Annotated in this window: 1 protein-coding gene; it reads right to left on the reverse strand. The window is 66.6% G+C overall.

Features of this window, described 5'->3' with window-relative positions; translation table 11 throughout:
• Positions 1-252: 252 nt before the first annotated feature.
• Positions 253-13308, reverse strand: a complete 13056-nt coding sequence (locus HNR60_RS03175) for a filamentous hemagglutinin family protein (RefSeq protein ID WP_246432785.1) — start codon at positions 13306-13308, stop codon at positions 253-255.
• Positions 13309-13363: the final 55 nt, after the last annotated feature.

The following is a 13363-nucleotide window of genomic DNA, read 5'->3' on the forward strand; positions in this document are numbered from 1 at the left end:
TCTAACATTACGGTTTGACGACACGCGGCACCGCCGCATCACTGATTACGCCCCAGCGTGGACCATGGTGGCTCCCGGGCCGTGCGGATTGCGGAGCGACCGCGCCGGAAGTTCGCCACATCAGGCCGCAACGGAATGGAAATCGTATCGGTGGCCATCCCGGCACGGCTTTCGATGGTATCAGGTCGCCCATCGGTAGCTTGGGGCGCCATCGAGGATCGCCGAGTTCTGGGTGAGAGACGATTGCGCCGTTCACATTCTCCGGGCATCCGCCCCCTCACCGAGTTCCTTGCGCTCCTGCTCGGTTAACATGCGCGACTCCTGCGCCGACACCGGACCATTTCCGAGAATTCTCACTGAATTTGCGGGATCGTAATTTCGAGTGTCTTCCCGCTTACGACTGGGTCGCTCGTCAGGCGTCTGCTGTTGCCCATCGCCGCCGCCATAGCCGAGCACTTCGACGATGATGACGGAGGGCCGGTCGTTGCCGCCTTGTGCCGGCACCGCCGTCTGCTGCGTGGCGGCGGTCGCGTTGGATGCCGCCAGGCTGGCGCTGATGTTCGGCGCCTGCACGGTCGGAATGCCGGTGGACTTGCCCTGCACCTGGATGTTGGCGGCATTCATGATCTGCAGCGCCGCCAGATTGGCGTTGCCGGAGACGCGGATGCCCGCTTCGCCGGCGTCGATGGTGCCGAGCGGCGCGATCAGATCGACGTCGCCGGCTTTCACCTCCGGGATCGGGTTGAGCGTCGCGATGCCGGCGCCCGACGACGGCACCTGCGGCGACAGGCTGACATTGCCGTAGCTGTCGTAGACGCGCCTCGGCGGGGTATAGACCACGGTGGTCTTGGAGCCGCGTCCGGCATTGATGTCGCCTTCGGCGGACCAGCCGATGATGTTTCCGCCGAAGGTTGTCATGATGCGCGACAGGCCGAGCAAAATGCTGCCCTTGCTGTAGAGCTGGATGTTGCCTTGCCCCTGTGTCACGAGCCCGGCCGATGCCGGCGGCACTTGTCCCTCGATGCCGATGATGGTGCGCCCGCCCGGGGTGAGCGTCTGAATATCGCCGCCCTTCTGGGTGCGCACGCCGGAGGCGCCGTACATGGTGATGTCGCCCGCGCGCACGACAGCCTGTCCATTCGCATCCTGGTCCGGGAACAGCGCGGCGATCGCGTTGCGGCCGCGCAGATAGCTGCCGTAGCGGGAGCTGGTGCTGTCGTTGTATTCACGGCCGCCGGCGGTGAGCTCGGCGAAGTAGACCTGACGCAGGAAGATGAGCTGCCGCTCGGGCGCCAGGGTGCCGAAATAGGCCAACGCGTCCGCGTCGGTGCCGGTGAAGCCGTAGCGATCCTTCAGCCAGGCCGCGAGCTCCTTCTCGTAGGTCTTGGCGACCTTGCCGGGCTGCTCGGCCAGCGCCACGCCTTCGACCGCCAGCCGGCTCGGATCGAGATAGAGCGCCGCCAGGTTTGCGTAATCCGGTCCCGCCTCGCCGACGCCGGCGAGCATCGCGATGCTGGCGCCCGGGCGTGTATCGCCCGCCGCAATCGCTCCGAGACTGGTGATCACGCCCTTGGCTGCCTGGTAGAGGTTGCGCCCCGCCGAGATTTCGAGCGCACCGGGGCCGGCGATGTCGATATTGGCGTAGAGGATGTCGCGCCCGGCGGCCAAGATCGAGACGTCGTCGGCATCGCTGTGTACGATCAGGTTGCCGTGCGAATACCCGTTGATGGCGGTTCCAAACTCCGCCGTGACACCGGGCGCAAGGCCGGCAGCGACGATGTCGCGGCCGGCGCGCACGACGACCGGAGCCGACGCATTGAGCCAGGTCGTGCCGCTCAGAAACGTCACCGTCTCGCCGGTGACGAGACCGACGATGTCGCCTTCGCGGGCGTAGAAGCGCACGGGATCGGCATCGTCCGCGCGGTCGAGTCCGATTTTCGCATCGTTCGGGCCGAACACGAACAGCGACCCATTGATCGGGTTGCCGCTGCTTTGATCGCGGATACCGTTTGGCGACGCGTTGGTCACGATGACTTTGATAGCACCGCCCGTTGGGTAGCCTGCGAAGGCCGGATTGAACGGCGTCGGCAATGCCGTGCCGGTGCCGGACAGGCTGAACGCATAGTGCCCGGCATAGATCGAATCATAGGCCAGCATCTCCAGCGAGCCGGTGGCCGAGGGCGCCAGCGTGACCGTGACGCCGGAGTATACGAACGGCAAGGCGTCGCGTCCGTAATAGATACTGCCGCCGAGCGCTGCCGCCCGCAGGATCGATGGATAGGTAAACCATCCGTCGGTGCTGTTCTGGTCGCTGTTTTGATTGGCAGAGCCACTATAGTGCTCCACCTCGGTGCCCGTCGAGGTGGTGGGCGTGAGATTGCCGCCGGCGGAGACCAGATTGATCGCGGTGTGATCGGTCCACAGCGTGAACCAGCTTCCGCCGCCGCTGGCGTAGTCGATGCCGCCGACCGAGAAGGCGGAACTGCTCGGCGTCACCGACCGACCGGCATCGCCGGCGCCGCCGAGCACGAGATCGCCCAGGGTTTGCAGGTAGACTGTGGCATCGCCGGGCACCACCGTGATCCCGGATGTCGCCTCGGACCACGTCGCCGCATAGGGATCGGCGCCGCGGGTATCGTAGCTGTCCCGCAATCCGTAGATCAGATCAATGCCGCCGATCGACGCCGCGGTCACGGCGAGCGTGCCGCGCAGGTTGATCAGCGAACCGCCGAGGGCCTGCTTCTGGCTTGCGACGTTGTCGGTGATGGCGAGATTCGGATTGAGCGCGCCGGCAATTTGCATGTCGATATCGCCGCCGCCCGTCAAGGTGAGCGATCCGTCGGCGCCGACCCGGCCGGTGCTGCCGACGGCAACCACCAGACCCTGGCTGCGATCGACGCCGCTGGTCACGCCGCCTGCGGTGCTGCGCTGCGTGATCGCGCCGGCATTGCCGTCGACGCGGATGGTGATATTGCCGCCGCCGAGTGCGCCGATGCCGGTGAAGCCGACGAGATCGGGGATGTCGTACTTAGTGCTGTTGGTTTGTTTCGGCACGTAGGTGCCGAAATTGATCCACCACGAGGTCGCAATCGTCTCATCGACCGCCGCGGTGCCGCTGCCCTGGCGCCACAGCCAGTTGCCGGTCAGCACGCTCGACGGGCTTGCCCGGTAGGACTGACCGTAGATGTCGCCAACGAGATCGCCGCCCGCCGCGATCAGGACGTTGCCGCCGTGATCCGGGTACCACGCCTGATACGACGCCAGCGCGGCTTCGTAATCGGTATTGCCGCTGCCGAGCACCGTGCCATCGGTCGTGACCGTGCGGGCGAGCGTGTAGCTCGCATCGACCGTGGTTGCTGTACCGGCGGTGTAGACGCCATAGAGCGATTGCATCTTGATGCTGCCGGCGGCCAACAGCGACAGGTCGCCGGTGCCGGTGCGGACCACGCTGAACGAGGGCGCCACCACCGTGGTGGTTGCCGGCAGGCTGATCGGGCCGAGGTTGTTTTGCGCAGGATCCGCGAAATTGGACGGATACTGGCCGATCATATCGTCCCAGCTGTAACCGGGGACGCCGTAGAGCGCGGCCACCTCGAGCCGGGTCTTGTGGAGCAGCGCGGATGGATCGGTGATACCGTCTGGAAGGTAACCGCCAAAGAGGACCATCAGGGCATCGAGTCCCTTCTGGGTCAGGCCCAGTTCGATATTGCCGAGCGAGGGATCCCAGAAATCGCCCGGCAACCCGGAGTATGCGAGTTCCTCCCATGTTGTAACGTATAAGAGCGCAAGGACTTCGGCCTCCGACTTTCCGATCATGTCGTTCACGGTATAACCGTAGTCGTCACAGACGACCGCCGCGCAAAGAGCCTCCGCTCCGGATTGACTCAGATTGAGGACATCGCCGCCCGAGGCGTACCGCGAGACGTAGTGGGTGTCGGCCAGAATGATGTCGCCCTTGCGAAGGGCGTTGCGCGCCCGCACATTGGCCGAGCCGAGATCGGCGCCGGCCACCAGTGTGACGTCCGACGAGCTCGCCCCGGCGGCCAGCATCGAGGCGAGCGCCCAGTTGCGGCCCTGGATGCCGCCGGTCGTCCCGCGCAGATCCACCGCCTGGCCGCCGACGAGCTTGACGTTGGTCTGGGCCGGGATCAGCGACCCGGCCGCGAGCGTCATCTGCGCCGTGGAGGTCATGTCCACCGGCAGCGGCACGCCCTTCGGCCAGACCAGCGCCGCGAAGCTGGCGGCGCTCTTCAGCACCGTGCCGGCGCCGAGCTGCATGCCGGCGGTGAGCGTCACCGCATTCGGCAGCACCGTGCCGGCCGCGTAGGCCACCGAGCCGTCCGCTTTATAGATGGTCGCCTGCACCACGGTGCCCGCCGACAATGCCAGCGAACTTGCCAGGGTCGCGCGCACCGGCAGCACCGCGCCGGATGGCAGCGAGGTCGGACCGGTCCTCTCGGTACCGAAATAGGCCGGAAGGTCGTAATTCAGCGTGACGCCGGCCTTGAACTCCGTTCCGGTCTCGAGCGTGACCGCGGTGGCCAGCACCAGATCGCCGCCATAGGGCGCCACGCCCTGCTCGAGCAGCCAGCCCTTGACGTCGTCGGGCGTCGACGGCGGCGGCGCAAAGCCGTCATTGATGCTGCCGTGGATATTGAGATTGCCGACGGCGCGGATGTTGAAGGCGCCGGGCTCGCCGAAACCGTAGGTCGCCGAATTCACGTTGCGATCGGTATTCGGCCCGTAGCGATAGCCCGACAGGTCGAGATCGCCCGCCACCGTCAGGTCGCCGTTCGGATTGTCGGCGCTGACCTTGCTGACGATATCGACGCCGGGCCGTAGGTGATAGCTGCCGAGACCTGCGAGCCTGGCGCTCAGGGACGTGTTGGCAAGAGCCGCATTGATGAAGGCAACGCTGTCGATGTCGAGATCCTTGAGATAGTCCTGCGTGATCTCCTGCGGCTTGTAGCCGGTGACGTCGGGCGCGGCGGCCAGCGGCGCATCGTCATAGATGCGGAACGCATTGACCGCGATGGTCTTGGCGCCCCGGATCAGCGGCGTGCCCTGGACATTGACGGCGACGTCATTGGCGCCGTCGACGCCGCGCGTGCCGGCGGCAACGCCGGTGCCGCCGAGGCGCGGCGCGTTGAGCGTCAGCGTGCCGCGCGCCACGCCGTCGTTGAGATGGGCGCCTGCGCCGAACGCCTCATTGGTGCCGGCGCGCAGATCGATCTCCGCATTGCCGCCGATCGTCAGCGTGCCGTACCGCGTCGTCAGATCGACGATGGCGCGGTTCGGCGATTCGATGATCGCGCCATAGCTGTCGAAGCGCATCCCTGTGCCGTGGGCGTCGAGCATGCCGTTGATGGTCAGGTCGTCCATCGCCGCCAGCCGGATGGTGCCGACCTGGAAGCCACTGGCATCGATGGTGCCGTTGACGGTGAGGCTGCCGCCGTCGAGCGTGATCTCGACCTCGCGCGCTTTCACTTCGTCGCCAATCACGAGGCTGCCCTGCTTGATCTGGAAGCGACGTGCGCCGAACAGTTCGCCGGCATTGAGCCTTGCATTCAACCCCGCGAAATCGGCCAGCGTCTGCGCATAGACGCCAAGCTCGGCCGCATCGTAGGGCACATAGGTTCCGCCAGCATCGTAAATGCCGGTCGCGCCGCCGCGGAAACTGCCGGCGAGAGCGACATGGCCGGCACTTGCGCCGAGCGCCGTGACCGTCGCGGTTCCTCCGCTATTGTATTGCGCCGACAGATCGATCACCGATCCCGCCGCCTGGCGGATGTCGCCGGCGCGGCTGGTCATGACCAGATCGCCGCCCCAGCTGTATTTGGTGACGTCGAAGAATTTTACCGCGCGGCCCGACAGATCGAGCCGTGAATTGTCGCCGAGCACGATGTCGCCCGCCGCGGTCAGCTCCAGCCGCCCCGACGGCAGCACCACGCTGCTATCGACGAAGACATTGGCGCCGGTCAGCTTCAGCGTCGCGCCGAGCGCATCGACGCTCCCCGCTGCGCCACCCGACCCGACGATGCGGATATCGCCGCCGGCGGTGATGGTGTTGACCGAGCTGGCCGCGCCGGTGACCAGCGGCGCGGTGATCGTGAGGTTGCCGCCGCTGTATTGATAGCCGCTCACCGCGTCGTAGGCCCCCTGCCGGGCATAGACACCGAGCGTGCTCTTGTTGGTCGAGGTGACATACTCGGTGGCCGTAATGTTGACATTGGCGAAGCCGAGCGCGATGCGATTATCGACGGTCGTGGTGCTGGGTTGGGTGTTGAGGCCGTAGCCGAACACGACCCGGTTCGCCACGATGTTGAGCGCGCTGTCGCCGAGCCTATCGGCCATCGCCGCGCCGGGCGCCAGGGACGAGCCGGTCCAGACGAATTCGCCGGCGCGGATCGTGGCGGTGTCGCCGGCCGCGCCGTAGCCGTAGATCGCCGGCGTCGCAAGCACCAGACGGTCCAGTGTCGATGCGTCGAGCGTGACGTCGCCGAACACGTTGACCGCGTCACGCGCACTGAGCGCCAGCGTCTCCAGCGCCGGCGCGCCGATCGCGGTGTTGCCCGCCAGCAATCGCGCCAACACGGCCTGGTTGAGGGTCAGCCCGGTCGGCAGACGACCGGCGGCGGCGGCGGTGGCAATGCTGGCATCGGAGCCGAGATTGATCGCCGACAGGCCCAGCACGAGATTTCGGGTGCCGTAGGAGACGTTGTCGGCGAAGGAGACGGCGCCCGACGTCATCACGCCGATGGTGCCTTCGGAGGCGATCGTCGTCGTCAGGTTGCAGTTGGCGGTGACGCAGGCGCCGATGGTGATATCGACGTCGGCCGCATCCGTTCCGTCCCGCAGCAACGTGATCACGCCATTGGACACGATCAGCGTGCCGGCGTCCACAAGGTAAGGAGCACTCGTGTCGGCGCCCGTCGATCCGCGACCGATGGTGCTGATCGTCGCGCCTTCCTCGATCGTGATGGCGCCCCTCTCCTGGCGCCACGACCTTCCTCTCGAGTTGAAGACGATCTCGGCCGCCGACAGACGGGCGCCGCTGCGCAGCACGATATCGCCAAAATAGCCTCCGTTCAGGATCAGACGCGGCGCGTCGAGCTTGCTGATCTCGTCGGCGGAGACCGAGGCCGCCACCATGCCGGCGGTGGCTCCCTGGCCGGTCGCGAGGATTTCGTTGATGCCGGTGATCGAGACAGCCCCGCTGTAGCCATCGCTGCCGGCCTCGGCCCGGATGCGCAGCGCGCCATCGAACAGCAATTGCATGCGATCATCGCCGACGCCCGCCTTGGCGAGCACCATGTTCAGCCCGCCCGCATCGACCGTCATCCAGCCGCGCGCGACGCTGTTGGTCGCGGCGTTTGCCAGCACGTAGGCGTTATAGGTGGTCTCGTTGAAGGACGAGTGCGACCGGACCTGATCCGCCGCCGTGATGATGACCCGGTTCGGCAGCGATGAGCGGATCGCGGTATTGGCGACGCTGAGATAGGCGCTGACGATGTACGAGCCGCTGCCGGTCGTGGCGACGCCGGTGACGGCGGGACTGACGGTACTTCCCAGCTCCACGCGATAGGCGCCCGACAGCAGCGCATAGGTCGCGGGCATCAAGGTATAGGTGCCGGCGGCAAGACCCGGCACGCCCTCGGGAATGGTGATCTGGCTGCCCACCGCCGGCAGGCCGAAGCCCGCTTCCTGCACCACCGGCGCATAGGCGACGGAGCTGCTCGGCACGATCGCGTAGACCTGATTGCCCTTCGCGCTGTAGCTGTAACCGGGATTGGCATTGACCAGCGGCGTGGTCAGGATGTTCACCGAGCCGCCGCGCCCCGAGACGAAGCCGGCGCCGGTCAGTTCGCCGCCGCCCGACAGGTCGATCAGCGAACCGGCATCGGCGTCGATATGCAGGCCGTTGAGGGTTATGGTCGGACTGGTCGCCGCGACCGGCGCGCCATTATAGGTGTAGCTGGTGCCATCGGCCGTGCCGCCATAGGGCATCACCAGCCCGGCGCCACTGACCGAGGTGATGCTGCCCGCCAGCAGATGGATCGCATCCGATCGCGGATCGCCACCGCTTGAGACGCCGCCGAGCACGATTCGACCGAATGGCGCGCGCACCACGCCGCCCTGGTTGATCGTATCGGCGGCCAAAGTGAGGAGGCCGAAGGCGGAATACGGCACGTCGGGATCGGTGTCGCCGTAGCGCAGAATAGTCAGCACGCTGCCGGCGAGAAGCAGAGCGTCGCTGCCGGCGATGTAACCGGCGGTGATCGACCCGGTGGTCTTGGTCGCCGGATAGATCTGCGCGGCCGTCACGGTGATATTGCCCGGCGTCTGCAACTGGGCACCCTTCGTCCCGGTTCCACCGAGCATGCGGACATCGCCGCGGCTCAGAAGATCGACCAGTGCGAAGCCGCGGCGATCGAGGGTGTAGGTCTCGGCCTGGGTGTTGATGGACTGGTGGATGCCGAACACCACGCGATCGCGGATATCGAGCAGATCCGCGGCGACGGAGAAGACCGCGCTGCTCGACTGTTGCGACGGTGTGCCATAGCCCTCGTCCCAGCGCACCGCGGGCAACGTGTACAGATCTTTGGCGATGCGGGTCACGCCGGCCAGCCGCAGATAAGGCCCCGCCAGCGATACCCGCGAATCCGCGGCGGCATTGGCGCCGAGCGCGAAGGCGCCGGCATAGAGGCTCAGGCTCTGGCTCATGGCGAGCGTGACGCTGCCGTCGAACGAGATCAGGCCATCCGACAGCAGCGACAACGTGCCGAAGCCACCGGCCTCGATGCGATCGACGCCGAGCCGCGCGGTGCCGGTGACCAGACCGGCCTTGGCCTCCGCCATCGTGTCGGCATCGGCGATGGCGCTGTCGCCCTGGATGTCGGCGATGACGAATTCGCGATGCCGCAGCACATCGCCGGATGTCGATGAGCGCAAATAGTTCGGCGCCTCCAGCGCCAGCGCCAGCGTCCCGCCGGCGGCGTTCGCGCCACCGGCTGCCGCGCGCAGCGTGCCGTCGAGATAGATGCCGTTGCTGGATTTGATGACGATGCTACCGCCATTGCTGGCAACCTCGAGCGGCGTGCTGGTCTTCGCCAGCCCGGATCCGGCAATGTCGAGCACCGCGCTGGCGCCGGAGGCATCGAGCAGCGCGCCGGGCCGGATCACCACGAAGGCATTCAACGTCGAGGATTCTCCGGTCGTCTCCCAATCCACCGCGCCGCCGATCAGGATCGAGCCGCCATTGCCGACCACGCCATAGGTCTCGCCGCGCGCATTGGTCGCCGTGACCGCGCGGGCCGCGACATCGAGCACGGCGTGTTCGCCGATCCAGATGAGGCCGGGTTTGTTGTCGCCGGTCCCCTGATTGAGGCTCGGCGAGGCCTGGGTCAGGCTGATGGTGCCGCCCGGCGCGGTCAGCGTGCCGTCGATGGTGAAGTTAGTACCTTGCAGGCTGATCGACTGGCCGGCATCGACGCGGATCGACGCGCCGGTCTGAATGGTGATCGGGCCGCTCGCCGTCGTCAGGGTCCCCTCGCCGACATTGGAGCGCAGGATCAGGCTGGCGCCGCCGCGCTGGGTCAGGCTGCTGTTGCGGGCGTCTTCGATCCATTCGGGCGGAGTCCAAACGCTCAGGGCGAGCGAGGGGTTTTCGCCGGTGGCGATCGAGAACGCGACGTCCGTCAAGCGATAGACCGGCATCGCCACATCGAGCTGGGCGCCGGCCGCGACCGCGACACCCTGCCGGCCATTGATGTCGTAACTGGAGAACCCCGACTGGAAGAGCGACGCATCGACCTGCAGGATCTCTTTGACAGCCGCCGCGCGCTGCAGCACCGAGCCCGCAGCGATCAGCGTTCCGGCCGCAATCGTGCCGTCTGCCGGCGCTGGCGTCCCGGCCGCCGCTGTCTTGGTGAACGGGGCAGCCGACGGCAGGCCATCCCCAAACGCGGCCGTCAGGGTGTAGCCCGCCAAATAGCGCATATTGTTTGCAGAGATGCTGACGATCGTCCCCGCCCGGAGAGTCACGGCGTTGGCACTGTAGATGTTGTAAGATGGGCCTTTTTGGTCCGCGCCCGTTTTGATTGTGTAACTGTAAAAGGTTAGATTTGGCGCCGGTGGCGTCCAGTCCGCCGCCAGCGTCACGTATTGGATGCGCGCATCGGCGGTCAATGTATCGCCGGGCATGAACACAGTGGCCTGATAGGAATAGCTCGCCGGCAGCACCTCGCCGGCCTTGACCTGATAGTCCTCCAGCAACACCAGATCGGCCGGCGCCGTCTCGCCGGCGCCGAGCACGCCGTCGGTCGCCAGCACCTTGCCGCCGATGGCGATCGCCGTGCCGGATTCGATCTTCAGCGTGCCGCCGCCGCTGACGCCATAGGCGCGGATCGTGCCATCGAGGGTCAACAGGCCGTCAGCCGTCACGGTGGAATTCTGCTGGTCGGCGATCAGCGTCACATCGCCGCCGCGGCTGCCTTTGGTCTTGCCGGTGGTGAGGATCGCCGCGCCCGACGAGACGTCGATGACGCTGCCTTCCCGCAACGTCACGTCATGGGTCGAGCGCAGCGTGACCGAACCGCCGTTGATGAAGGCCTGCTGCGGTTCGTCGGCGTCATCTTGCGCCGCGTTCACCCACAGCCCGCGCAGATCGAGCGTCGCGCCGTCATACAGGGTGATGGAAGACAGGCCATCCTTCAGCAACACCGCATAGGCGCCGCGGCCGCCGGCAGCGGCGCCCGCCAGAACGTTGTCGACCACGATCGAGCCGCCGCGCGCGGTGACATCGGCCTTGATGTCGACCACCGCCGCGTTGAGGTTGATCTTGCCGCCATCGGCGAGTGTGATCGCGCGATCGATCGTGATGCTGCCGGAGGTGCCGATATCGAGCCCGCCGAGCTGCGCGTCATTGATGCGGTCGGCGTCGAACCAGGCGGTGTTGGTGCGGACCGACGGCAGCAGGTTGGTGGCGGACAGGCCGGCGCTGATATCAGCCACATCGCCGAAGCGGACGTCCGAGCCGTAGGCGGCAACCTGATTTGCCGTCGCGTCGTAGCGGCCGAGGCCGAGCGTGCCTTGCAGCGGCGCGGCGTTCTGCACCTGCTTGTAGCCGTCGGTGACGCCTGCGGCGCGCGCGCTGCCCTGGCGCTCGCCGACGACGACGTCGGCGATGATGTCCGCCTCGAAGATGGCCGTCGGCGTCGATAGATTGAGACGACCGGCATCGCGGCCGACGGTGTAGCCGGCCTCATAGTGCGCGATGGTGCCGCGACTAAGCACGCTGGTCCACACTTCGGTCAGCGAATCGACCACCTGGCCCTGGATATTATGCGTGCGCACAAAGCCGCCGCCGGCCGCAACGAACTTCATATCGGCCGGCGCATTGTCGAATGTATACCTGCGACCGTCGCTACCGATCAGCACGGTCGAAAGAATCCAGCCGGCTTGATAGCTGACCGAACCGCCGGAGATATCGAAGGTAGCGCCCTGCTGCGCGACGACTTGCGGCGCCGACAGCGTGATGGTGCCGCCCACCGCCGTCCATTCGCCGATCGTATGCGCGGTATTGGCGAGATAGCCGCCGACTTCGAGCAATCCGCCCTTGGTGTAGTATCGGTCGGAGCCATAGCCGCCGGTCCCTGCTGGCACCAGAACGAGATCGCGAACGTCGATCCAGACATTCTTGTTGAGCAAGGCGGCGTTGTCGCGATTGAGAGGCGCGTCCCTGAGCTCGCTGCCCTGGACATTGACCTGCACTTGGTTCGCCGACATCGGCCGCACGGCGCCCTGCACGCCTGAAACATCGATCATCGAGCCGGCCTCGGCGAAGACGCGGGTGCCGGCGCTGACGGCAACCTGGCCGCCCTGCGCCACCGTGAGCGAACCGTTCTGGAAGTTGACCAGACCGCCGGTGACGATCTCGACGCGCGACTGGTCACGACGATCCGTCAGCGGCGACAGATTGTTGAACTGCGCGGCCAGCGGGTTCAGTCCCGAGGCGGCAATCAGCGCATCGCGCTGGGCATTGAGCGCGGTATCGTTGGAATCCAGTTCCGGCAGGATCCAGCTGAGACTCTTGCCCGTCATCGTCACGCTGCCGCCGGCATCGCTGGCCGCGTTCAACAGATGGATGGTGCCGCGCTGGTTCACCGACGTCGTGGAGAGCAGCACGCCGTCCTGCATCACAACCCGGCCAGCCAATGTGATGTCGCCCTGCTGCGACAGCACGATGCCGGTATTGGTCACGCGGCCGGCGGCGCTGCCGGCAGCGATCACCGTGGCGATTTCGTTGCCATTGGTGGTCGAGAACTGGTTGGCGTCGGTGCCGTAGCCCTTGCGCAAAATGAAACTATCACCCGCCGCCAGCATGGTCTGGCCTTTCGGCGTGGAGATACTGCCGGCATTGCTGACCTCGCTGCCGATCAGCAAGACGTAGCCGCCGCCCGAGGTCACCGAAGCGGGCGCAGACGTCGATATCAAGGCGCCGGCCTCGACCACCACCTTGCCGCCGGCCGCGGTGAAGCTCGGCTTGTAACTGTTGTTGGCTTGCGTCGAATAGATCCCGTTGGTGCTGAACTCGCTGTCGCTGATATTGGCGGTCGAGGCGATCAGCGCGCCGACATTGATCTGGCTGTTGCCGCCGAAGATGATGCCGCTCTGGTTGATGACATAGACCTGGCCGTCGGCCTTGATGTTGCCGAGGATCTGGCTCGGCGCGGTGGCGGCCGTGACGCGGTTGAGCGCGACCCAATTGGCGTTGCCCTGCTGGTCGAAGGTCAGCGTGGTGCGGGCCCCGACGTTGAACGTGGTCCAGTTCAGAATCGCCTGCGCCGAGGTCTGGCGGATGCCGACCTGGGTCTGGCCCGACGCATCGACGCCCTGGGTCGGCCCATTGGCGCCGCTCCAGCCCGCCGCCAGATTCGGATCGAGGCCGCCGATCGCAAGCCCGTTCGGCACGTTGACGGGCGCCGTCGCCGAGGTCTGCCGCGCGGCCGCCGCAGCCCGCGCCGCCGCCTGCACAGCCTGCATGTCCTGCACCGCGCGCGCGGCGCGCGTCAGCGAGTCCTTGGTCTGCCGCGCCGCACCCGCGGCCTGCTGTGCGGCTTGTGCCGCTGCGTCCGAGGCGATGTTCGGCGCCGATACTACGGAGGTGCCGCCGGTCAGGGGGCGAGCATAAGCGGTTTGCGGCGCAGCCGATGTCAAAGCCACAGCGCTGACGCCCGCCAGCAGCACCATACGGTGGGCCGAGCGACTTACAGAGACCAAGGAAGCCGCGGCAACGCGATGATTCATCGGAGAATTCCTTCGGGCAACGATAGGGCTCCGAACACGACCGCGGGCAGTCGCG

The organism is Rhodopseudomonas rhenobacensis (assembly GCF_014203125.1).
Classification (GTDB): Bacteria; Pseudomonadota; Alphaproteobacteria; order Rhizobiales; family Xanthobacteraceae; genus Rhodopseudomonas_A; species Rhodopseudomonas_A rhenobacensis.

What these genes read in the sequence shown, in the direction of transcription:
- HNR60_RS03175 (WP_246432785.1), bottom strand. Translation starts at nt 13,308, where the DNA reads ATGAATCATCGCGTTGCCGCGGCTTCCTTGGTCTCTGTAAGTCGCTCG.